Below are 22,318 nucleotides of genomic sequence, written 5' to 3'. Positions count from 1 at the left end.
CAAAGACACTCAACTCATTTGATGCGGAAGAGGACGTCGCCGTACTGGACCGGCGTGGAGTCGTCCACTAGCACCGCAGTGATGGTGCCGGACTTCTCCGCCTTGATCTCGTTCATGACCTTCATCGCCTCGATGATGCAGAGCGTCTGGCCTTCGCTGACGACATCGCCGACACTGACGAAAGCCGGCGACTCCGGATCGGGTTTGCGGTAGAACGTGCCGACCATCGGGGAAGTGATGGCGGTGCCATCTTCCTTAGGCGCGGCGGCCGGGGCGGAGGCTGCGGCGGCCGGACCCGCGGCGGCGGGGGGAAGAGCATATCCGGGGGCGGCCATGGGCAGGCTGCCGAGGAGTCCGCGTAGCGACTCGAGATCCTGGCCCTTGCGGAGCTTCAGATGGAAGCCCTCCTTCGACATGTCGAAGAGGGTGAGCCCGTGCTCGTTCATGAGTTCGACGATCTTGCGGATTTCCTTGAGGTCCACGGCGGTGTGAAAGCGGTTAGGTTGAGGAGACCCGGGCGGCATTGGTGCCAGCGCCACGGTTGCGGAGGCTAGGGAATGGGTGGAAACAGCGTCAAGCGGGAACCCGGAAGCCTGAAGTGCCGAGTAAGAAGTTCCAAGTTCCAAGAAAGCCTTGAAAGACTTGCTCGTACGGTCTGGAAACGCGGTGCGATGGAAGCACAGCGCCCTGACCGCGTCCCCGATCCCCAGGAATTCGTGCCCGCCGATTATTTCCGGCGGCTGGAGAAGCACGAGCTCGTCCGCGAGGGACGGCCGCTGGAAATCGACCTCGGCTGCGGCGACGGGAAGTTCCTGTTGGAAATGGCCGCCCGCTATCCGGAGCGCGACTTCATCGGCGTGGAACGCCTGCTCGGCCGCGTCCGGAAGGTCTGCAAGCGCATCGGCAAGCTCGGCCTGACGAATGCCCGGGTGCTGCGCCTGGAGAGCCGCTACACCGCGGAGTGGCTGCTGCCGCGCGAGTCGGTTTCCCGCCTGCACCTGCTGTGCCCGGACCCGTGGCCGAAGCTGCGCCACCACCGGCGGCGGCTCATTCAGGAGGAATTCCTGCAAGCGATCTGGGACCTGCTCGAACCCGGCGGCGAATTTCTCTTCAAGACCGACCACCCCGAATATTTCGAGTGGGTCGAGGGAAAGGTCGCGGCGTTCGGCAAGTTCGAGCGGCTCGATTGGCCGGAGGACGCGTTCTTTTACCCCAAGACCGACTTCCAGCTCCTGTGGGAGAGCGAGGGCAAGACTCTGCAAGGGCTGTGGCTGCGGAAATCACCGGCGTAGCCTCAGCTCGGAGCCATCCAGAAATCCGCGGATCACCAGCGCGCCGTCTTCCTCCACGACCAATGTAACCGCGCCGGTCTGGCCTTGGTGAAAGACCCGGATTCCCTGCTCCTCGCAGGCCGCCGCCCAATCGGCCGGTATCCGTTCTTCCGGCGGGAAATCCGCGTGACCGGCGATGATGGCTTTTGGCCGCACCGCCGCGAGGAAGTCATCCCCGAGCGAGGAATCATTCCCGTGCCGCCCCGCCACAATCACGTCTGCTTGGAGATCGCCGCCGGCTTCCAGCATCGCGCGTTCGGTGGCCAGGCCGGCGTCCGCGGTGAAAAGGACGCGCCAGCCGCGCCAGTGAAGCCGCGTGACCATCACCCGCTCGTCTGCCACGGCATTCCAATTGCGGGCGTCGGGCTGATGAAGAACCTCGAACCACGCTTCGGGAGAAATGGTGTATCGCTGTCCCTTGGCACCAAGCGACGTGGCAATTCCCCGGTCCCGCGAAACGGCCATGATGTCGCGGAAGCCCGTGCTGCGGGCCCGCTCGACCGGCAGGAGGATTTGCCGCACCGGGAACGCATCGAGCGCCTCCACCGTGCCTCCGAGATGCCCGCCGTCCGGATGGCTCAGCACGATGCTTTGCGGTCGTAGCGCAAGGGTCCGCAACGAGGGCAGCACCGTCCGGTGGAATCCCGGACGGTGGGCCGTGTCGAAGAGCACCGACGTTTCCCCGTCATGCAGGCAGGCCGTCCCGCCGCCGTAGCCGGTGTCATAGACGATCAGGAAATCGTCGGCCGGCCGGCCACGCGGGCGAGTGGTATTCCCGGCGGGGATCGCGGCGAAGAAGGTGGCAAGCTTGGTGCAGCACCACGCCATGCGCCCGTTCAGGCGATTGACCTGCTGCTGGGCGGCGGGAAAGGGCGCCAGTGCCGTTGCAGTCAGCGCCAGGATCATCAGCCCGAGCACCGGCAGCCCGATCAGCGGACTTGCCAGCGCCGAGACCCACGAGACGAACCCGAAATGCCAGAAGGTCAGCGGCAAGGAGCCGAGGCTGGCAGCCGTGGACGCACCCATCGCGGACGCGCATTTTTGACGAAACCACAGCCACGCCTTCCGCCAGCGCCCGTAGAGCTGCCTCGGCAGGTAGGGCTCCTTTCTCACCAAAAAGGCGAAATACGGCCGTGTCAGCCCCGCGCCGATCCCGATGGCGGCCACCACCCCGAAGGAAAGCTGGACGCCCACTTGGAAAAGCAGGTGCCCATCAGCCAGCAGCGCCGCCAGCAGGGCGAGGCCCAGCGCATTGAGCAGGTCCGGGCGTCGTCGGAATACGAACGCAGCCAGTACCACCGTCGCCATCGTGAGCGCACGCACGGACGGAGGTTTCATCCCGGTGATCCACACATAGCCGAGCATCGCCGCGATGATCACGAATACCGCCACCCGCCGCGGGACCCAGAGCTGCAGGACCCACCAGACGATCAGGCCGACCATGGCCACGTGCATGCCGCTGACCGAGAAGACATGGAGCGTCCCGCTCTGGCGATACGCCTCGATCATCACGTCCTCGTTCTGAGGCATCTCGCCCAGCACCATCGCCCGGATCACCGCCGCCTCCTGCCCCTGCGGGTCCAGCCCGGCGGTCACCGCTTCGCGGAACCAGGCCCGCGCCTTGCCGGCCGCTTGGTCGAGGGCGGATGGAGGTTCAAGCTGCTTGGCGAGGCCGCCCGCTTCGAAGGTGCCCCACGCTCCCTGACGGTGGAGCCAGCTCGCCACGTCAAATTCACCCGGGTTCCTTTTCGTCGGAAAGGGCAGGAAACGCCCGCGTGCCTCGATCTTCGCGCCCTTCCCGGGCGCCGGGCCGAACCCCAGCCACGACACTTTCCCCGGCGGGCCGCCGCTCTCGATCCGGACCAGTGCCGACCAGCCGCCGCCGGTTCCCCGCGGCTCGGCAAGCACCCTCGCCGTCGCGGTGGCCGACACCCCGCCGGAATCCGCCACCCATTGCTGCGCGGCCCTCTGCGGCACCACCCGCTGGCCGTGAAGCCAGCCGGCCAAGACCGCGAAACCGATGGCCGCAACCGCGATATGGACCCGCCCGGCCGACAGGATCGCCGCCAAGATCAGCAGGCCCATCCCTACCCCGGCGACCACGTGCCCATCGGCCACCGCCACCGCCGCGACCGCGAGCAGCGCGGCCCACAGGAGGGGGTGGAGCTCCACCCAGTGGCGGAGCTTGGCACGCATGACCTCAGACAAGCCCCCACTCGTGGAGCTTGTGGCGGGCGTTGGCCGAGTGGCGGCTTTCCGGGAACTGCTCCATCACCTGCTGCATGATGGTCGCGGCCGAGGTGCGGTCCTGCATGTGTTCGTCGTAAATTCCCGCCAAGCGGAACATGAGGTATGCGGCGTCGTTTTCCTGCCACTCCTGGCCCTCGATCGCCTGGCGCAGCGTCTGGACCGCGGAGGAAGGGTCCTCAAGCTGCTCGAGCTGGATCTTCGAGATCTCGACGTAGGGCAGGCGGTTGAGCGGATCGGCCGCCGCCGCTTGGCGGAACGCCTCGATCGCCCCTTCCCAATCGCCCTGCGCGACCTTGGAGCGGGCATCGTGCATTGGATCCTTTTCCACCTCCTCGCCACTGTCATAGACGGCGTGGGTGACGCGGTGGGCGAGCATCGGCAGCACGTGGATGACGAAGACGATGCCGATCAGGCCCGCGCTAAGGAAAGTGAGCAAAAGCCCGTTCACGAACCGGTTACCTGCCGCGTTCTGGACCTTTGAATCGAGGCCCTTGATAACCTCTTCGGATTCCTCGCCGTCATTCCTCACCTGCTCCAACTTCTGTTGGCTCTCCGTCACCTCTTTCCCTGCCTTCACAAAATTTGCCCAGCAGAACAGCGTGACGAGCACCAAGACGACATACAAACCCCACTTCATATGTCGCGAGACTAAGAAACTGCCCGCACCCGCCGGGAAGCTAAAAATCCGCCGCTGTCACTCACAGCCGCCGCGCGGCCCGCCCTTCATCGATGAGTTTCCAGAAGTGCTTCGATTTCGCCAGCTCTTCGTCCTCGCCGATCGGGATCTTCGAGCGGAAGGCAAAGTCGGAGAAGGTCCCCTTGTGCAGCACGCGGTGGACGATCACCTGGCCGTCCTTCACCTCGAAGTAGAAGCGCCAGTCTTTGGCGCGGAAGCGATAGAGCGTCTTGCCGTCGCGCTCGATCTTGCCGAAGCGGTCGCCGTCGAGGCTTTCCAGGTCCTTTTCGGTCACCTTGAACTCGTCGAGCAAGTCGAGCTGCTCGAGCGTGTCGAGGCGGGAAATCTCGGCCGCGCTGATTTCATTGAAGACGATCTGGAACACTGCGGCAAACTGGAATCCCGGGCTGCAATTTCAAACCCCAATTTCGACCGCGCCTTTTTCATCGCCTTCCGCCTGTTCGCCCGCCGATGCTGCGCGGCGTGAAATCCCGACTCGCCCCCTTGTTCGCCTGCCTGCTGGCCGCCTCCTGCGCCGGTCCCGGCTCGAGCACCTCGAACAATGGTCGCCCCGATGAATGGGGCCACCGCCCCGGTCCGCAGGGGTTCGACACTGTCATCATCGACGCCGGCCATGGCGGCAAGGACCCCGGCGCGGTTTCCCGCGCCACGGGCCAGAAGGAGAAAGACCTGGCGCTCGATACCGCCAAGCGCCTCCAGCGCCAGCTCGGCGGCCGGGTGAAGACCCGCCTGATGCGCAGCGATGACCGCTTCATCGAGCTCGACGATCGTGCTTCCCGCGCCAGTGGCAAGGGCGGCACGATTCTCGTCAGCCTCCACTACAACTCCAGTAGTTCCGGTATCCGTGGGCCGGAGACTTACTACTGGCGGGTGGATAGCCATGGTCTGGCCACCCGTTTCCAGCGGGCCATGGCCGCGGTTTCTCCCGCTGAATCCGGCAATCGTGGCTTGGTCCGCCGCCGCCTGCGCCTGACCCGCAATCCGGATATCCCGTGCGTGCTGCTGGAACTCGGCTACCTCAGCAATGCCGCCGAGGCGAAGCTGTGCGCCGACCCGGCGTATCGCGACAAGATGGCCGCCGCGATTGCCCGTGCCATCCTCGACCAGCAGGCGAAAGGAGATGCCGGCACCGGTCCCCTGCCCCGCCCGATCAACGCTCCGCCCAGCCGGCCGACCGATCCGGCGGGATCGTAAGACCGCCCGGAGCCATTCCTCGATTCGCGAATGCCGTCCCATGAGCCGCCGTTCCAAGATCGATGCCACCGCCGCCTTGGAACGCGCGGCCTTGCTCGGCCGCGAGTTCCCGCTGGCCTTGCTTCGTTCGTCCGGAGTCTCGGAAAGCGATCTCGCCGCGCTCTTCGACGCGGGCACACTGGCCGATGGCAAACAACCGGGCTTCGCCCGCTTCACCAACGCGGCCGAGCCGAAGAAGCTTGTCGCCGCAATTCCGTGGTCGCGGGCCCGCGATCATCACCTCGCGCTGGGCGAGGCGGCGAAGCAGCAACGGCTGCCTGCGGAAACCGTGGCGGCTCACTTTGAGGCGGCACATCGCTTTGACCTAGCGCGGGCGCAGTGGCTGAAGGCCGGGGAGTGTGCTTGTTCGGCCGGTGACTATCGCAAGGCGCTCGAGCACATCGACCGCTGCCTGGCACTCTGGCCGTGGGACGACTCGCCGGATGATCGGGTGCGCGTGCTGCGGGAAATGGCGCGCTGTGCTGCCAATGCGCGGCTTTGCGATGCCGCCCGCAAGGCATGGGAGGAACTCGCCGATCACGCGCTCGATACCGGCCATCACGGCTTGCGCGCCGAGTCGCTGCACCAACTCGCGGCGCTTTCCTCCGATGTCGCCAAAACCGGCACCTTGCTGGCCGAGGCCGCCGAGGTCGCGGCGCGTGAACTTCCACCCGCCGAGGCATGGCACCATGCGCTCGCTCACGTGGATCACCTGTGCAATCGCGTCCGCATCGCTGCGGCACGGCAGGCCTTCGGCCTGATGGAAGACGCGGCGGAAAAGTCCGGCAGCCCGGCGTTGCGTTCGGAAATGCTCGGCTGGAAGGGGCTACTGGCGGCCATGGCAGGTGAAGCGGACACCGCGAGACATTGCGTGGAGGAAAGCCTGCGCGTGGCCATCGCCCACGAGCTGCCGGAGCAAACCGCAATCGCCTACAAGCGCCGCGCGAACATCGCCGACTACGCAGGCGAGTATTTGTTAGAGAAGCAGTCGCATGGGGTGGCCATCCGCTATTGCCGCGACGCGGGCGATGGCAGCGAGGTCGTCTGCATGGGCTGCCTTTCCTATGCGTGCTTCCGCACTGGCGATTGGAAGGACGCGGTCGATACCGCCCGCGAGGTGCTTGTCGTTCCCGACTTGCATCCGGCGCTGAAAGCGATCGCCTGCGGCGTACTCGGTCTCGTGACGACTTTCCGCGGCGAGCGCTCGGCGGCCTGGCGCCACTTGGGCGACTCACTGAAATACCAGCGCGCCGAGGGGATGGTCGGGATGGAATTGCTGAGCCTGTGGTCGCTTGGCTACTGGCACGAGACCAATGGCGACGCGGATGCCGCCACGGCGAGCTACGATGAGATTCGTACGTTGTGGCGCGAGACCGACGATCTCCACGATGCCATTCCCGGATTGCTCTTCGCCGGCGCTCATTACGCCGAGCGCGGCAAGCCCGCGCAGCTCGCGGACTGCATCGACATCCTCAATCACATCCGCCGTCGCAACGACCTGCCGGAATGCCGCGCGGCCTTGCTGGTGCTGGGCGCGGAGCAGGCAAAGCTGGAAGGTGACTCTTCACGTTTCGATGCCGACTTGAAGGAAGCCGCCGGACTCGAAGCCAAGGCGGGATTGCCACTGGAACAACTGTGGATCGAATGCCGCCGCACTGCCGATGACCGGCGTGAGGCAATCGCGATCGCCACCCGCCTTGGCGCGCGGCCCTTGCTTTCCCTGCTGAAGGACGGCCATGGCAACGATCTCACGCCCCGCCAGGTGGAGGTTCTTTCCCTCCTCGCCAGCGGATTGACGAGCAAGGAAATCGGCGACCGGATGCAGCTCAGCACGCGCACCGTCGAGATGCACGTGGGACGTCTGCTGGAGCGGATGAATTGCCGGACGCGCCCCGAGGCGGTGGCGCTCGCCCAGTCGCGCGGCTGGCTGAAGCTACCGTAGTCCGCCGCGGCGGATACCGTACTTCCGACATCTATTCCGGCGGGAGGTTTTCCGGCACGGTGGGAGGCACAACCCCACTGCCAACCATGTGCCTCGCCTGTGATACCAAACTCAGCGCCGAATCGCTCGACGAATTCGGCGGCCGTTACCTCGACATCCTCAACCACGGCGCGCTCGCCGTGATGATCTCCATCGGCTACCGCACCGGCCTCTTCGCCGCGATGCGCAAGGCCGGTCCGGCCACCAGCCACGAACTCGCGGAGACCGCCGGTCTCCACGAACGCTACGTCCGCGAATGGCTCGGCGCCATGACCTGCGGCGGCATCGCGACCTGCGATGAAACCAGCAGCGTCTTCAGCCTGCTCCCCGCCGCCTCGGCCTCGTTGACCGGCAGCGATGGCGCGGAGAATCTCGCCTACCTCGCGCAGTACGTCGCGATGATGGGCTCGGTGGAAGACAAGATCATCGACTGCTTCCATCGCGGGGGCGGCATTCCTTACTCCGACTTTCCCCGCTTCCACGAGGTGATGGCGCAGGACAGCGCGCAGACGGTGGTTGGCGCCTTGTTCGAGCACATCCTGCCGCTGGTTCCCGGGCTGGCTCTGTCGCTTCACAACGGCATCGACGTGCTCGACATCGGCTGCGGCCGCGGCAAGGCGCTCCTGGCGATGGCGAAGCAGTTCCCGAATAGCCGCTTCACCGGTTGGGATCTCAGCGCGGAAGCGACGCGCGATGCCGCGAACGAGGCCCATGCGCTCGGCCTGACCAATGTCCGCTTCGAAGTACGAGATCTCTCGGACTTTGACAAAACCGCGCCGTCCGCGGACTTCAATCTGATCACCGCCTTCGATGCGATCCACGACCAGGCGCGGCCCGACCACGTGCTGGCCGGCATCCGTCGTGCGTTGCGGCCGGATGGGGTGTTCCTCATGCAGGACATCGGTGCGTCCAGCAATGTCGCGGAGAACCGTGATCACCTGATAGGGACGCTGCTCTACAGCCTTTCCTGCACGCACTGCATGACCGTCTCGTTGTCTCAAGGCGGCCTTGGCGTTGGCGCGATGTGGGGCGAGCAGATGACGCGCGAGTTCTTGACGAACGCCGGGTTCTCAAGCGTCGCGCGCCACACGCTGCCGCACGACATCCAGAACTACTACTACCTCGTGAAGCCATGAAAACACTCGAACGACTCGCCATTGTCGTCCGCGAGGATGCCTTCGACCGTGTGCTCACGCCGCTGACCTTCGCCTTCCTCGAAGCGCGCCAAGGGACCGAGGTCGATGTGCTATTCACCCTGTGGTCGGTGCGCTTGCTCACCGCAGACGGCCTCCAGTCCACGAGGATGAGCCAGGATCATGCGCATCAGGAAGCATGGCTTCGTGAACGCCTGGAGCGCGATGGCGATCCCACCGACCTTCGCGACTTCCTGGCCGCGTTGAAAGACACTGGCAAGGTGCGGCTCTACGGCTGCAAGTATGCCGCGATGACCTTCGATGTGGGCGAGGACGGTCTCGTCGAAGAAGCGGATGGCATTGTCGATCCGGGCTGGTTTCTGCGCGAGAAGGCACTCGCCGCGGATCACTGCCAGTATTTCTAACAGAACGATCCCGGCCGGACACTCCGACCGGGATCGATCATTTGTGGCTCTCCGCCTGCGTGCGGATGATTCTGGTCCGAGGGGGCGCCGGTCTTCAGACCGGCTTGGAGGGACCGTTCGGGCCGGTCTGAAGACCGGCGCTCCCGGGGGACCTGTTAGGGCCGTGCTTCGAGGATCAGATTCACCGGTGTCTCGGCGGCGCGGCGGAAGCGGGTGAAGCCGCCTTGGGTGACCACTTCGCGGAGTTTCTTCTCACCCGCCTGGGCACCGAGCGCGAGGCCCACCTCCTGGCTGCGTGAACCCGGCGTGCAGATCATGGTGGAAGCGCTGTAGTAGATCCGGCCGACCGGGTTGAGGTTGTCGGCCAGCGAGTCGCCGGCCATCGGCTCGACAATCATCCACGTGCCATGGGGGCGCAGGCTTTGGCGGATGTGACGCGCCGTACCGACCGGGTCACCCATATCGTGCAAGGCATCGAAGACCGTCACGAAGTCGTAGTCGTTGCCGGGGAAGTCCTTCGCCGTGGCGACTTGGAAATCGACATTGGTCACGCCGGCCTCGGCCGCATGCTGGCGGGCCGACTCGATGCTGCCTTCATGAATGTCGAAGCCCCTGAAGCGCGACGCGGGATAGGCCTGCGCCATCAGGATCGTGGACACCCCGTGCCCGCAGCCGATGTCGGCGACGCGGCCGCCTGCACGCAGCTTCTCCTCCACGCCATCGAGGGCAGGAATCCATGTCTGGACGATATTCGCGGCGTAGCCGGGGCGGAAGAACCGCTCGACGCCGCAGAAGAGGCAATTGTGGTGATCACTCCAAGGGATGCCGGCACCGGTGCGGAAGACCTCCGCCACCTTCGGCTCGTCGATGTAGACGGAGGCCATGGTGTAAAAGCCCCCGGTCATCGCCGCGGGATGGTCGGGATCGGCAAACACCGCGATCTGTTCCGGCGACATGAAGAAGAGGCCGGCTTCCGGATCGCAATCGACGTAGCCGGCGGCCGCTTGGGCACACAGCCATTCACGCAGGTAGCGTTCATCCAGCTTGGTGCGGAGGGCGAGGCCGGCGGAGGTGGTGGGACCCTCAGCGAGGGCGCGATAGAGGCCCAGCCGGTCGCCGAGCACTACCAAGGCACCGCTGGCGGCGGCACCGAGGTCGTTCAGGACTTTGCCGGCGAAGGCTTCAAGGAGTTCCGGGCGGACTTCCGCCGCAGGAGCATCAAGGGTCGAGTTCATCTGGGATGGGTTGGTTTCGTTCGGTTCACTTCTAAATCGACCATACCAACCAGTTGGTATGGTCCTTGGGCAAAAAAAATCAAACAGGGAGGGCAAGCGCGCGCTGCATGTTCTCGCGGAAGCCTTGGACAGCCACGCGGATGCGCGCGGGGTCGCGGTAGGCTTTGCCGAGGATAATAGCGCCTTCCAGCAGTGCTAGAAATTGCTCTCCCAGCGCTTCCGCGTCGGGAAGGCTGCCTTTGGGTGCCGCGCCAACCAAGGGCGCCAGCTCGGAGCTGAAATAGGCACCGACCTCGCGGAACATCCGCGCCACGGTGGCCTGCACGCGGTCATTGGTGGAGGCCAGCTCGGAGGCATAGGTGCCCAGCAGGCAACCCTCGCTCCACAACTCGGCTCCGCAAGCCTCCACGTGATCCAAGAAGCCGAAGGCCCGCGCCACAGGATCGGCGATCGCGGCATGGGGACCCTCGGAAAGCAGCTTGCCGCCCTTGGTCAGCGACCACTCCAGCACGGCCAGGCCGAGGTCTTCCTTCGATTTGAAGAAGTGGTAAAAGCTGCCCTTGGTCAGGCCGGCTTTTTCGCAGATCGCATCCACGGTCGTTCCGCCATAGCCTTGGGCGAGCATCAGCGCTTTAGCTGCTGCCAACATCCGCTCCTTGGACTCGCTCAGGGACACGCCGGGGAGGACTAGACCAACTGGTTGGTATGGTCAAGCGGCTTCTTTTTCCCACTGCGCAAAATCAAAGCCGCGGATCGCGAATTGGGAAAGACAGCCTCCCGCGATTTCTCCAGCCTGATCCCGATGCGCCCCGTCCTTTTCTTCGCCGCCACGCTCGCCTGCGCACTGCCGGCGTCTGCTCTCAACGTGGTCTTCATCCTCGCCGACGACCTGGGTTACGGGGAACTCGGCTGCTTCGGCCAAGAGAAGATCCACACGCCGAACATCGACCGGCTCGCCAAGGAGGGGACGAAGCTGACCCACCACTACAGCGGCGCCCCGGTCTGCGCGCCGGCGCGTTGCACGCTGATGACCGGCAAGCACCTCGGCCACGCCGAGATCCGCGGCAACCGCCAGGCCAAGGTTTCCTTCCCGCAGTTCAAGGAAGGCCAGCACCCGATCTCGGCGGACATCGCGACGCTGCCGGCGGCCTTTCAAAAGGCGGGCTACGCCACCGCGGCGATCGGCAAGTGGGGCCTCGGTCCGGCGGGCTCGACCGGCGATCCGAACAAGCACGGCTTCGACCTGTTCTTCGGCTACAACTGCCAGGCCGTCGCGCATTCCTACTACCCGCGCTTCCTGTGGCGGAATGGCGAGCAGGTGGAGATCAATCCCACCCCGATCCCCGGCAATGCAAAGCAGCCCGAGGGCGACGTGAAGGCCGAAACATGGATCGGGAAGACCTACGCGCCGGACCTGATGGTGAAGGAAGCGCGCGAGTTCATCTCGTCTAACAAGGCGAAGCCCTTCTTCCTATACCTCGCCTTCATCGAGCCGCACGTGGCGATTCACCCGCCGCTCGACCGGCTGGACGAGTATCCGAAGGAGTGGGACACCACGCCCTATCGCGGTGAGAAGGGCTACGTGCCCCATCCCCGCCCGCACGCAGCCTATGCGGCGATGATCAGCGACCTCGATCGCCATGTCGGGGCGGTGCGGGAGGCCCTGGAGAAGGCGGGCGTGCTGGATGAAACGCTGATCGTTTTCACCAGCGACAACGGCGCGACGCACGATGTCGGTGGTGCCGACACGAAATTTTTCAATAGCGTCGGCGAACTCAACGGCCGGAAAGGTTCCGTCTATGAAGGCGGCCTGCGCGTCCCGACTCTGGTGCGACTTCCCGGCAAGGTGAGGGCCGGTGCGGAGAATGCGACGCCCGGCTTCTTCCCCGACTGGTTCCCCACGCTATGCGCCGCCACCGGCTTGAAGGCGCCCGACGGCCTCGATGGCCTCAATCTGTGGCCCGCTCTAACAAGTGATGCCAAGGTCGAACGCGCGAAGCCGATGCTGTGGGTCTTCCCCGAGTACGGCGGCCAGGTCGCCGTGCGCCTGGGCGATTTCAAGGTGATCCGGACGAACCTCAACCGGAAGAAGCCCGGCCCTTGGCAAGTCTTCGATATCGCGAAGGACCCGAACGAAACCACCGACGTGTCCGCCGCGCATCCCGAGCTAATAGAGCAAGCCGCAGAGATCTTGAAACGCGAGGCCACACCGAATGAGATCTTCCCCGTGAAGATCCCGGGTGCCGGAGCATGACTGGCTCACGGTTTACTTTCTCGGCCGCCTTGTGCAGCCACTTGTTTCTTGAGGATGATCGCGGCTGGATATTTGACCCCTTCCAATGGCTCTGCTCGTGCTACTATGACCGCGTCCTTCTGCAGGATCTTCAGTTCCCACAGCTCATTGCTCTTGGCGTCGATATTGATCTCCCTCTTTTTACCCTTCCGATAAAGGAAGATTCTAACGCCTAACACCCGTTCGCCACGCTCATACTGTTCAAGCTCCGCTTGGGTTGCAGGGATGCCACCAACTCGATTGATCAGGGCTGCCAGGGATTCATTCTCGATACGATCATAATGTCCCGGCTTCTTTATGCGACCTCCTACCGCAACCTCATCCACTTGATCGCTGCCCTCAGCGAGTCCACCCACCAGACCAAAGGCTATCGCAAGAAGAATGACGCGCAGACGTTGCATTTCGAATTTCTGAAGTACGAAGGGAAGCCTGATATCTCCGCCAAAGCGGCGCAATCTCATACATTGAAGTCACAGAGTCCCCGAAACGACGCCCCACCGAACGGGATCTTCCCGCGAAGATCCCAGAAGACCGAAGCTCAGCGGTAGTCGAGCTGCGCGGTCACCTTCGCGCCCTTGTCGCTCGTGAAGCGGATCCAGTAGGCCGAGAAGGCATCCGGGAACTCGTGCGCGAGCGGCTTGCCGACGGTCACCTTGAAGCTCTGATAGGTCACCCAGTTTCCATCACCGCTGATGTCGATTTCGGCGGTGATGGTGGCGTCCTGGTCGCTGGCGAGCGTCAGCGACTTCTTGTCGTAGGCGGTCATCAGGTAGGGGTCGGATACCGCACCGGCGGTCACGGCTGAGTCTTTCCATGGCCCACCTTGGCCGCGCGGCTTGCCCATCTTCCAGATGTCGTCGATCGCGCCGGCCCATAGGACAGCCTTGCCATCGGCGGAATGGATGAGGTGCTGGTTCTCCTGCGATGCCTCCGCGCCGACGCCGGTCATGATGAAGAGGCCGCGATACGAGCAAAAGTCGTGGATGCGGCGGTTGTGCGTGGTCACCGGGCGGAGCTTGGCAAAGCCGCCGGCATTGTTGGCTGGCAGCTCGTAGAAAGTGCCGTGGGCATTGAAGAGATCGCGCTCCGTGGCGACTTCGCGGGCAGCACGGCTGTCGCCAAGCGGACCGGCTTGATCGAAGGCGGCATCGCCCTTCGGCAAACGCCAGCGCTTGCCATTGTCGTCGACAAACACGACCGAAGCGGCATCCGAGGAAATCACGCCGACGGGGATCTTCGTGTGCTCGTTGGTGTGGGCGAGCAACTTGTCATCGGCGGGACTCAAGGTCAGGTCGGCTTGGAGTTCGTAGCATCCGATATTCCTTGCGTCCGGCCCCATGGCGGCGAAGGCGAGCGTGCGCTTGTTCCCCTCGCGGGCACGGACCAGGCCGCCGGTGACGTTCTTCTCGTCGGCGCTGGCGAGGCCGTTGAAAATCGGATCCGGTGAACTACTACGTTCGTCGGAGTTCGAGAAAGCGAACGAAGCGGTGGCCTGGGAAAGCTCGGCCGAAGGAATCAGCCGGAGCCATGTGCCCTTGAGACCGGAAAGGTCAATCCACTGGCAACCCCCGGCATGCTCGATCTCGCGGACCTTCTTCCACGAGCCGGTTCCATCCTCATCCACTTCAAGCGCGATGGCGGACTTGCTGGCGCTGGCAAGGTGCAGCCCTTTGCGTGCATAGCCGGAGATCAGGAAGGGATCGCTGGTCGTGCCAGACTTCACGTCCTCCCGCACCCACAGCGCGCCACGGCCGATCACCGGGCCGAGGTGGTCGAGTTGGTCCGGCTCGGTGAACCAGAGGTTCGACTGCGACTGCGGTGCCGCGATCTCGCCCTTGGCCTTGCGCTTGTTGAGGAACTCGGCTTTCGCGGTGTCATCGCAGCCGAAGACGATGCGGTCGTTCCACCGGGCGAAGTCGCCGATCACCTTCAGGTAGTTCGAGCGAGGAGCGATACCGGCGGTGTTCTTCGCGGAGAAGGTTTTCGGGAAGGTCCAGAAGGTGCCGTGCATGGTGGCGAGCAGCTTGTCGCCCTCGCCAATCTCGCGGATGCGCGGCCACTCGGTATTCCAGCCGTGCGCGCCATCGTAGGAGTGCGATCCCTTCGGCAGCCGGAAGGATTGCCACTGGTCGCCGTCGAGCAGCATCAGGATCAACGAACGATGGTCCCAACCCATGGTCCAGATTGGATCCTTGCTACTGGAGTTCCCGTAGATGCCGCCGGGACCGGTGACTTCGGTGAACTGGTTGCGGCGGACGACATCGAAGCCGCTGGCTTTTCCATCCCAGGTGGCAAGCACGCCGGACGAAGTCTCCGGCAGGCTCTGCGCGGCCCCACCGTACTCGCCATTGTTTGCATACACCAGCAGGCCCTGTGAGGAGTAGAGGCCCTTGCCATGATAGCCCGGCAGGTTCGCCTTGTGGCCGCCTTTCGCAGCCTCGTCGCGGAATAGCTCGGTGACTTCGAGCGTCTTCACGTCCACCTCGTAGAGCGCTTCCTCCATGCTGGCATAGTAGATCTTGCCCGATGGGTCGGTGAGATGGCGGGCATTGCCGGTCGGTCGGCCAAACATCTTCGAGTACGGGATGGCCCGTACTTTCCCTTCCGCCGAGACGGCGTATGGCCCGATGAAGAGCTGGTTCGACTCGCGGTGGATCATCCGGTTCGCCGGCGTGCCGCCAATCGACTCGGGACGGACGATCTGCTCAAGGTCAGGGGTGATCTCGTAGAGCTTGTCCGACGAACCCTTCGGCGCGTGCGGAGCATAGGTCACCACCCACAGGCGGTCCGCCCACGGCACCACCGCCCCGGTGCCGCACTCGCCCTCGTTATTGAACATGGCAAGCTGCGGATAGATGCCGGAAAGTTGGACGGGCTCGGCGACCAGCGGAGTGGTCAGGAACGCAAGGGTGGTCAGGAAGCTTCGCATCATCAGTAGAGTGTCTTGAACAAGGCCGGGTATCACGCCGGACCTCCATTTATGGTGAAAGTGACGTCCTAGCCCGAACGAAGAACTTCTCGTGTCCCGGTTCGAGTTGATAGCGGACGCGGGTGAAGCCCGCCGGCACGCCGGATTGATCGACCGTCGCCAGCTTGAGGTCGGGACGTGGTGTCCACGGATTCTCAAGCGTCATTGAAGACTCGAACTCGCAACCGATGCCATCCGATGGCTGTAGATTGCGTTGGAAGAACTCTGCGAAGCCGCCCGCCGCATGCACGGGGTTGGCATCCGGAATCTGAGGATCGGTGCCGAACACAAACTCGGCGAGCTCGCCCAGGCCATCGCCATCAATGTCGGCATTTGCCAAGGCGCTGCGGCCGGAGCCGGTGGCGAGTTCATTCTCGCGTGACCAGTCGAGGAAGGCATCGCGGGCATCTGCCGGGCCGTAGATGAATTGCGCGGTTGCCGTGGTGGCAGCGCTCGATATCACCCGCACCCAGTGGGCGTGGAAGCCCGCAGGGAAGACGTGGTTCACCGTTTCACCCGCGGCGAGCGGGAAGGTCCGATAAACGGACCACGAGTTGTCGGCGAGGAAGTCCACTTCCACCGTGATCGTGGTCGCCGCGGCGGCGGTGAGCGTCAGTTCCTTGCGATCGTAGCCATACATCAGGAAAGGATCGGATGCGGTATTGGTGGTGACGGCGGTATTCATCCACGGGCCGCCCTTGCCGCGAGGCTCGCCCATGCGCCAGAGGTCGTCGATCTCCCCGAGCCACAAGGCGGCGGTGCCGTCGGCATTGCGAACGAGCTTGTCGGACGCCGGGGCATCGTCGAGCACACCTGTTAGAACAAGCAATCCACGCCACGAGGCAAAGTCGGTGATACGTTTGCCATGGGTGGCCAGCGCGCGCATCTTGCGCATGCCGCCGGAGTTGTCCCGCGGGACCTCGTAGAAGGTGCCGTGGCAATTCAGCATCTCGCGCTCGGTGACAGTCTCGCGGATGCCGCGGGCCCAGCCGGCGGCGAAGGGTGCGTCATAGAGCGGATCCAGCTTCGGCACCCGGAACCGCGTCGCTCCTTCAACGATCCACGCCGAGGCAGCATCCGAGCCGAACTCCTGGGTCAGCGCGGCCGAGGTGCGCAAAGCGCTTTCAGCGGTGGCATTGGTCACGTCATTGAGCGTCATGTCGCCGCCGATGCGGTGGTAGCGGTGGCTCGATGCAGCTCCATTGGACGCGGTGCGGGACGAGGCGAATTCGAGCGGCAGCGCGGGATCATTCATCACACGGACGATGCCGTCGGAAATCGAGCGCGTGTCGCGGATGTCAGCCAGCGCGGCGAACTCATTCGTGTGCACCGATGCGGGGGTCCCGTGCGGATACGGCGAACCCATGTGGAAGAAGGCCGTGAGATTCGTGCTCGCCGCGGACGATTTCAGGCGCACCCACGGGGCGGCGAGATCGCTGAGGATTTCATTGATGTAGCCATTCCTGGGCACGTTCACGCTGCGCACCGGAGTCCAGGTGGGCGTGCCGGTGGAGGTCTGGATCTCCACGCTGACCGGCGAGGCGCCGAGGTTGCGCAAGTGCAGCGTGCGCTGGACAAATCCATCGATGAAGAGGGGATCGGAGGTCTGCTCCGCGGTGACGCTGTCGTTCATCCATACCGCGCCATGGCCGGAGGGTGCGCCCCAGTTTTCGATATCCTCCATGGTGCCGAACCACAAGTTCGACTGGTCCTTCAAAGCGAGGGAATTGCTGAATTGCGAGGCGTCGTTCTTGCCCATCACAATGCGGCCGTCGGAGAACTCGCAGTAGTCGGTGGGCATCTTGTAGTACGACGAGATCGGCTTGAGACCGGCGAAATTGTTAGACGAGAAGGTCTTCGGGAAATCGAAGAACAGCCCGTGCATGTGCATCAGGTAGATGCCCTGCGGATCCGCCGGATCGAGTTGCCGGATGCGCGGCCACTCGGTGTGCCAGCCGTGCGAGCCATCGTGCGAGTAGGAGCCCTTCGGCAAACGCCACAGGTTCCACTGCTGGCCTTCCATCACGTGGAGCAGGATGGACTTCGCATCGAAGCCCGTGGACCAGACCGGATCGGTCGCGGGATTCGGATTTCCATAGATGCCGCCGGGGCCGGTGGCCTCGCAGTGCTGGGTGAGGGAGACTTGATTCCAGCCGGCCATGTAATCGGGCTGGGGGGTGGCGGGGGTGCCGCCGTCGCGATTGTTAGAGTAAAAGAATCCTCCGGGTCCGCTGAGATAGCTGCCGCCATTCTGCTGCACGGTGGTGCCGTCCCAGGTTGCGAGCACGCCGCCGGGGCCGGTGGGCACGTGATTGTCCCAGTTGCGGCCGTTGTTGGTGGCGATGAAGCGCCCCTGGCCGGTATAGCAGCCCTTGCCGTGATAGCCGTGGAGGAACTTGTCGCCGGTGCCCTGCACATCGGGATAGCGAACGATGTGCGTCAGGTCCGTCGGATTCACGTCATAAAGGCCGTCCTCCATGGTGAAGATATACATGCGGTTCGGATCGCTGAGGTGCGCGGCGCTGCCGGTGAAGCGGCCCGTCACCAATCCACCGCTCCCCCCGTTGGTGCGCAGCACTCGGACGTTGCGGTCGGCATCGATGAAGTAGGGTCCGATGTTGAGCTGGTTCGACGCAGTGTGAATGAACCGGTTCGCCGGGGTGCCACCGACCGACTCCGAGCGCACGATGCGGGAAAGATCGGACGAGATCTCATAGAGCTTGTCGGACGAGCCATACGGCAGGTGCGGGCCATAGGTGATCGCCCACAATTTCCCCGCCCACGGTACCAACGCGCCCACACCGCATTCCGCGTGATTGTTAGTCATCACAAGGTGCGGATAGACTCCGGAGATATTCACCACCTTGTCCGGCGGCGGGACGATGAGCTGATGGGTAGCGGCGATCCCAGGGACCACGTCATCATCCTGAAGGGAAAGACCGTCCACGGAGAAGGAATTCGCGGCGGTGACATTGCGCTGGAATCGTACGCCATTGAGTGGCGAGGTGGTGGCAGAGGGCCCGCCGAACGAGGACAGGTCGAGCGCAGCCCGCGTGAAGGCGGGCACGCTGGCGCCGGTATAGGGCGCGGTCCACAGCAGGTCATACTTCGCATTGGCCGTGCCGAAGCCCCGGCCAATGACGCGCAGCTTCACCGTCTGACTGACCGGCACATTCGAGGTGGAACCGTCCGCGATGGCGGTCAGCGGCACTTGGGAGGTATTGCCGATCCCCACTTCCAGCACGCCGCTGGTGGCGGTGCGCAGGTCAATGGCATCCTCGCCGCCCGCAAGCAGGGTCATGCGAAACGACTGTGCTTCATTCGTACCCGCGATCTGGAAGCAGACGTCGAAGGTAAAGTCCGCCACCCCCGATCCCGTAATCTGCGAGAGGGTGGCCATTGTATTGTAGGGCAGCCGGGCGGCAGCCGCGGTGCCATTCAGCCCGGCCGCCGATACGGCTCCGCCGGATGAAGTCCAGGAGGCGGGAAAGGGCGCGGTTTCAAAGCCGGGATTATGGAGAAGCTCGGCGGCAGGAAGCGTGCCTAGCAGCGGGATGACAACAAGGAGACGGGACATCGGTAAGAGGTCGATTTGGGTTTGGGAAAAAGCGGAGCCGCCCGGGTTAAAGGCAGCTCCGATGATGGAAGTGCGGAATCCACGGCGGCTCAGGAACGCCGGCGGCGCAGCAGGGCGAGCAAGCCCAAGCCGCCGAGCAAGGCGGCGGAGGGCTCCGGCACGATGGACACCGCGTCGATCCGCATCTGCGAGCCACCGGACTCGAAGCGGACAGTCTCGAAATCAGCCCCAAAGGTGGTGCCATGGAAGCCAGTGATGTTCGCGCCGGTCGTGAAGTTGATCCCGTCCGTCGAGTAGCCGACGGTGTAGTCGCGGCCGGCCTGGTCGAAGTTGTAGCCGTTCACCCGGAAGTAGTAGGTGGTGCTGAGGGAGAAGGCGGCGTCGATGGCGGTGATCCAGCTACTACCATTGAAGTAGCTGAGTGCCGTCCCACCGCCGGTCGCAGCCGTCTCGAAACCGAGGGAAATCATCTCTCCCGTGTTGTTGTGGTCCCGCAGCCGGAAGCGCTGGTCCGAGGTGGTGCTCAACGAGCTCGAACGAAACGCGAAATCGAGCTGGAAGTTGTAGTTCTCCGCGGTGGCGGTGGTGACCCCGCCACTGAAGTCCTGAGTGATGGATTCACCAGCATCCATGAAAGCGTCGGCGGTTCCATTCGCAAAGCCTGCGCCGCCGGGATCGGTGATCGTTCCTCCCGGCGTCCAGCCATTGGGAAAGGGCAGCGAGGTGTCTTCAAAGCTGCCATTGATCAGGACGTAGGCAGCATGGGAACTGGTGGTACCGGCACAAAGGCCGGCGATGAGCAGGAGGGTTGTTTTCTTGATCATGCAATAGGGTCTCTCAGTTGGGTCACCGGTCACTTGTCGCCAGGCCATTCGGGTAACACATCGCCGGAGTGAAAAACTCCCGGCTCGGGATTCTTTTCGCCGCCGCGAAATTTTTTGTGGCACCCTGTGAGGCACAACACACTTGCCCCTTGTGAACCCTGTCTTCGACTCACCGGCTTCTTCTTCGGATGCCTTGCTGCAGCGGATGCAAGCGCGCGGCCCCGGCTGGATGGAAGCCTTCGGGGAACTCGTGCGGCTCCACGAGGGCTGGGTGCGTGGATTTCTCCGCTCGCGCATCCGCGATTGGGCCGCGGCGGACGATCTGGCGCAGGACGTCTTCGTCACCGCCTTCCGCCGCATCAAGACCTACAGCGGAGACGCCAGCTTCGAGGGCTGGCTGCGCGGGATCGCCATCAATCACCTGCGGAACTTCGTGAGAAAGCGCCGCGAGCAATGCATCGGCGGCAACGACGAACTGCAGGCGCTGATCGACCGCGGTGCGGACACCTTCCTTGCCAGCGGCGATGAAAGCGGTGCGCTCGACGCACTGCACACCTGCCTCGGCAAGATCGATGGTCCTTCGCGAGAGCTGCTCAATCAGCGCTACGTGACGGGCAAGACAGTGCGCGAGATTTCCGCCGAGAGCGGCAGGGGCTACTCGGCGCTGACGATGCAGCTTCACAGGCTGCGGGAACTCTTGGCAGAATGCGTGCAGCGGAAAATGGAGGTGCGGGAATCATGAAGCGGGACGAAGACATTGCGCGGCTGCTGGCCGGCGATCTGGAGGAAGCGGAGCGGCAAGAACTCGCGGGACAACTCGCCACCGACCCGGAGGCCCTCAAAAGCCTCGGCGGACACGCGGTTGTCGAGGGCCTGTTAGGCGTGGCGCTCGAAGACGAGTTCTCGGCCGAGCGCCGTCACGGGAAATTGATGGCGGCACTGCACCGCGTAGATCAGGACGAGTTTCTTTCCGGCGTGCGGGGTAAGATCCGCCGCCGGAGCTGGCGGAACCGCGTCACGGCGATCGCCGCGATGGTCGTGTTCGGCTTCTCCACCTGGCTGTTCATGCGGCCGGAGAAGATGGGCAGCGTGAGCCGTCTCGAAACGGTCACTTGGAGCGATGCCGCGCAACTTACGGAAGGAGAAGCGCTCAAGCCGGGTACCCGCCTGCGCTTCCAGAGCGGACTGGTGGAGCTGGAGATGGGCGGTCGTGGCCGGATGATCGTGGAAGGTCCCGCCGACCTGGAATTCGCCGGACCGATGAGCTCGGTTCTTCACCGTGGCCGTGTGCTCATGCGCTTCACCGAGGCCGGTCACGGCTACCGGCTCAATACGCCGGTAGGCACGGTCGACCACGGCACCGAGTTCGGCGTCTCCGTCAGCAACGAGGGGGTGGAGACTCACGTGCTCGAAGGCGAAGTGGAAGCCATCCCGACCGGCGGTGAAATGGTGCTGCTGAAGAAGAACGACGCCCTGCGCTTCGACGGCAAGGGAGGTGAACGCATGGCCGCTGACACCGGATCCTTCTACACCGCCTTGCCGCCGCAGCGCTCGGGGGCGCCACGGGCGATCCACTGGCCGCTGGAAGGAGCCGCCACCGGCAAGGATGCGGCGCAAGTCCGTGGCTTCCAGGGAACCGGCTACGACCTGCAGCTCCGTGCCATGGAGCAAGGCAAGGCACCCTCCGCGGTGCCGGGCGTGTTTGACTCCGCCTTCGCCTTCGATGGCAAGGGTGGCTATGCCGAGAGCGACTTCCCCGGCATCGGCGGACAAGAACCGCGCACCGTCAGCTTCTGGGTGAGGGTGCCGCAGGACTTCAGCACGCGCGAAGGCTTCGGCATCGTCTCATGGGGCCAATTTGCGGGCGACAACCACGGCGGCGTCTGGCAGGTCTCCGTCAACCCGCTGTTAGAGGAAGGTCCGGTGGGCCGTCTGCGCGTCGGCGCGCACGGAGGCCAGATCGTCGGCGCGACTGATTTGCGCGACGGCCAGTGGCACCATGTCGCCGTGGTGCTCTTCGAAGCGTCGCACGCGGACATTGGCAAGCATGTGCTCATTTATCTGGACGGTGAGCTGGAGCCGATCTCGCGGCGTTCCCTGCTAGCATTGAACACGCGAACCGAAGGCGCGAGCCACGGCGTCTGGCTGGGGCGGAACGTCGCCTACAACCAGAGTGTTCCAGATCACCATCACGGCGGATTCTTCCGCGGCGAGGTGGACGAGGTCTTCATCTTCGACACTGCCCTTTCGCACGACGAGATTCTCGCGCTGAAGACTCGCAATGAGATGCCGGAGACGCCACCATGAGATGCCCCGCGCTCTCCGGCCTCAGCATCATGACCAGCGCTTTGCCCGCGTCCGCATGTCTAGA

Annotated in this window: 18 protein-coding genes; 8 read left to right on the top strand and 10 right to left on the bottom strand. The window is 64.2% G+C overall.

Annotation, left to right across the window (positions count from 1 at the left end; genetic code table 11):
* Positions 1–14: 14 nt before the first annotated feature.
* Complete coding sequence (gene accB, locus OKA05_RS05945) at positions 15–482, bottom strand: acetyl-CoA carboxylase biotin carboxyl carrier protein (RefSeq protein ID WP_264486196.1); 468 nt, start codon at positions 480–482, stop codon at positions 15–17.
* A gap of 234 nt (positions 483–716) precedes the next feature.
* Here accB and trmB point away from each other — a divergent pair, with 234 nt between their 5' ends.
* Complete coding sequence (gene trmB, locus OKA05_RS05940) at positions 717–1,292, top strand: tRNA (guanosine(46)-N7)-methyltransferase TrmB (protein ID WP_264486195.1); 576 nt, start codon at positions 717–719, stop codon at positions 1,290–1,292.
* Here the strand turns inward: trmB and OKA05_RS05935 are convergent.
* From OKA05_RS05935 to OKA05_RS05925, 3 genes are all read right to left on the bottom strand, one after another.
* Positions 1,281–3,527: a ComEC/Rec2 family competence protein gene (locus OKA05_RS05935; protein WP_264486194.1), complete on the bottom strand. Its 2,247-nt coding sequence runs from the start codon at positions 3,525–3,527 to the stop codon at positions 1,281–1,283. The genes trmB and OKA05_RS05935 overlap by 12 nt on opposite strands.
* A 4-nt stretch (positions 3,528–3,531) precedes the next feature.
* Positions 3,532–4,218, bottom strand: a complete 687-nt coding sequence (locus OKA05_RS05930) for a tetratricopeptide repeat protein (protein WP_264486193.1) — start codon at positions 4,216–4,218, stop codon at positions 3,532–3,534.
* 61 nt (positions 4,219–4,279) lie between these two features.
* Positions 4,280–4,642, bottom strand: coding sequence for a hypothetical protein (locus tag OKA05_RS05925; protein WP_264486192.1), 363 nt, complete (start codon positions 4,640–4,642; stop codon positions 4,280–4,282).
* 98 nt (positions 4,643–4,740) lie between these two features.
* On the opposite strand from OKA05_RS05925, the gene OKA05_RS05920 reads away from it, so the two are divergent.
* The 4 genes from OKA05_RS05920 to OKA05_RS05905 all read left to right on the top strand — a co-directional run bounded on the left by OKA05_RS05920 (position 4,741) and on the right by OKA05_RS05905 (position 9,050).
* Entirely contained in the window at positions 4,741–5,472 is a 732-nt protein-coding gene (locus OKA05_RS05920; RefSeq protein ID WP_264486191.1) for an N-acetylmuramoyl-L-alanine amidase family protein, read from the top strand.
* Between the two features lie 40 nt (positions 5,473–5,512).
* A complete protein-coding gene (locus OKA05_RS05915; protein WP_264486190.1) occupies positions 5,513–7,453 on the top strand; it encodes a helix-turn-helix transcriptional regulator in 1,941 nt (646 codons plus the stop codon).
* 86 nt (positions 7,454–7,539) lie between these two features.
* Positions 7,540–8,628, top strand: coding sequence for a class I SAM-dependent methyltransferase (locus OKA05_RS05910; RefSeq protein WP_264486189.1), 1,089 nt, complete (start codon positions 7,540–7,542; stop codon positions 8,626–8,628).
* A complete protein-coding gene (locus OKA05_RS05905; RefSeq protein WP_264486188.1) occupies positions 8,625–9,050 on the top strand; it encodes a hypothetical protein in 426 nt (141 codons plus the stop codon). Before OKA05_RS05910 ends, OKA05_RS05905 begins: the two co-directional genes overlap by 4 nt.
* A gap of 155 nt (positions 9,051–9,205) precedes the next feature.
* Here OKA05_RS05905 and OKA05_RS05900 read toward each other — a convergent pair whose 3' ends face one another.
* Together OKA05_RS05900 and OKA05_RS05895 are read right to left on the bottom strand one after the other, a co-directional pair.
* A complete protein-coding gene (locus OKA05_RS05900; protein WP_264486187.1) occupies positions 9,206–10,285 on the bottom strand; it encodes a class I SAM-dependent methyltransferase in 1,080 nt (359 codons plus the stop codon).
* A 79-nt stretch (positions 10,286–10,364) separates the two neighbouring features.
* A complete protein-coding gene (locus tag OKA05_RS05895) occupies positions 10,365–10,961 on the bottom strand; it encodes a TetR/AcrR family transcriptional regulator (protein ID WP_264486186.1) in 597 nt (198 codons plus the stop codon).
* 126 nt (positions 10,962–11,087) lie between these two features.
* Between OKA05_RS05895 and OKA05_RS05890 the strand changes: the two genes are divergently transcribed.
* A complete protein-coding gene (locus OKA05_RS05890; RefSeq protein WP_264486185.1) occupies positions 11,088–12,539 on the top strand; it encodes an arylsulfatase in 1,452 nt (483 codons plus the stop codon).
* Positions 12,540–12,544: 5 nt separating this feature from the next.
* Here OKA05_RS05890 and OKA05_RS05885 read toward each other — a convergent pair whose 3' ends face one another.
* The 4 genes from OKA05_RS05885 to OKA05_RS05870 form a co-directional block, all read right to left on the bottom strand.
* Positions 12,545–13,039, bottom strand: coding sequence for a hypothetical protein (locus OKA05_RS05885; RefSeq protein ID WP_264486184.1), 495 nt, complete (start codon positions 13,037–13,039; stop codon positions 12,545–12,547).
* Positions 13,040–13,116: 77 nt separating this feature from the next.
* Positions 13,117–15,510 carry a hypothetical protein gene (locus tag OKA05_RS05880; protein WP_264486183.1) on the bottom strand — a complete coding sequence of 798 codons (2,394 nt, stop codon included), beginning with the start codon at positions 15,508–15,510 and terminating at the stop codon, positions 13,117–13,119.
* Positions 15,511–15,556: 46 nt separating this feature from the next.
* Positions 15,557–19,123: a hypothetical protein gene (locus OKA05_RS05875; protein ID WP_264486182.1), complete on the bottom strand. Its 3,567-nt coding sequence runs from the start codon at positions 19,121–19,123 to the stop codon at positions 15,557–15,559.
* Positions 19,124–19,212: 89 nt separating this feature from the next.
* Positions 19,213–19,947, bottom strand: coding sequence for a hypothetical protein (locus OKA05_RS05870; RefSeq protein WP_264486181.1), 735 nt, complete (start codon positions 19,945–19,947; stop codon positions 19,213–19,215).
* A 151-nt stretch (positions 19,948–20,098) separates the two neighbouring features.
* Between OKA05_RS05870 and OKA05_RS05865 the strand changes: the two genes are divergently transcribed.
* Together OKA05_RS05865 and OKA05_RS05860 are read left to right on the top strand one after the other, a co-directional pair.
* Positions 20,099–20,689, top strand: a complete 591-nt coding sequence (locus OKA05_RS05865; protein ID WP_264486180.1) for a sigma-70 family RNA polymerase sigma factor — start codon at positions 20,099–20,101, stop codon at positions 20,687–20,689.
* Entirely contained in the window at positions 20,686–22,254 is a 1,569-nt protein-coding gene (locus OKA05_RS05860; RefSeq protein WP_264486179.1) for a LamG-like jellyroll fold domain-containing protein, read from the top strand. Before OKA05_RS05865 ends, OKA05_RS05860 begins: the two co-directional genes overlap by 4 nt.
* Positions 22,255–22,318: the final 64 nt, after the last annotated feature.

The organism is Luteolibacter arcticus (assembly GCF_025950235.1).
Lineage (GTDB): Bacteria > Verrucomicrobiota > Verrucomicrobiia > Verrucomicrobiales > Akkermansiaceae > Haloferula > Haloferula arctica.
This window is presented reverse-complemented; position numbering and strand designations above follow the sequence as displayed.

What these genes read in the sequence shown, in the direction of transcription:
- OKA05_RS05860 (WP_264486179.1), top strand. Translation starts at nt 20,686, where the DNA reads ATGAAGCGGGACGAAGACATTGCGCGGCTGCTGGCCGGCGATCTGGAG.
- OKA05_RS05890 (WP_264486185.1), top strand. Translation starts at nt 11,088, where the DNA reads ATGCGCCCCGTCCTTTTCTTCGCCGCCACGCTCGCCTGCGCACTGCCG.
- OKA05_RS05930 (WP_264486193.1), bottom strand. Translation starts at nt 4,218, where the DNA reads ATGAAGTGGGGTTTGTATGTCGTCTTGGTGCTCGTCACGCTGTTCTGC.
- OKA05_RS05885 (WP_264486184.1), bottom strand. Translation starts at nt 13,039, where the DNA reads ATGAGATTGCGCCGCTTTGGCGGAGATATCAGGCTTCCCTTCGTACTT.
- OKA05_RS05880 (WP_264486183.1), bottom strand. Translation starts at nt 15,510, where the DNA reads ATGATGCGAAGCTTCCTGACCACCCTTGCGTTCCTGACCACTCCGCTG.
- OKA05_RS05935 (WP_264486194.1), bottom strand. Translation starts at nt 3,527, where the DNA reads ATGCGTGCCAAGCTCCGCCACTGGGTGGAGCTCCACCCCCTCCTGTGG.
- OKA05_RS05870 (WP_264486181.1), bottom strand. Translation starts at nt 19,947, where the DNA reads ATGATCAAGAAAACAACCCTCCTGCTCATCGCCGGCCTTTGTGCCGGT.
- OKA05_RS05915 (WP_264486190.1), top strand. Translation starts at nt 5,513, where the DNA reads ATGAGCCGCCGTTCCAAGATCGATGCCACCGCCGCCTTGGAACGCGCG.
- OKA05_RS05905 (WP_264486188.1), top strand. Translation starts at nt 8,625, where the DNA reads ATGAAAACACTCGAACGACTCGCCATTGTCGTCCGCGAGGATGCCTTC.
- OKA05_RS05910 (WP_264486189.1), top strand. Translation starts at nt 7,540, where the DNA reads ATGTGCCTCGCCTGTGATACCAAACTCAGCGCCGAATCGCTCGACGAA.
- OKA05_RS05875 (WP_264486182.1), bottom strand. Translation starts at nt 19,123, where the DNA reads ATGTCCCGTCTCCTTGTTGTCATCCCGCTGCTAGGCACGCTTCCTGCC.
- OKA05_RS05900 (WP_264486187.1), bottom strand. Translation starts at nt 10,285, where the DNA reads ATGAACTCGACCCTTGATGCTCCTGCGGCGGAAGTCCGCCCGGAACTC.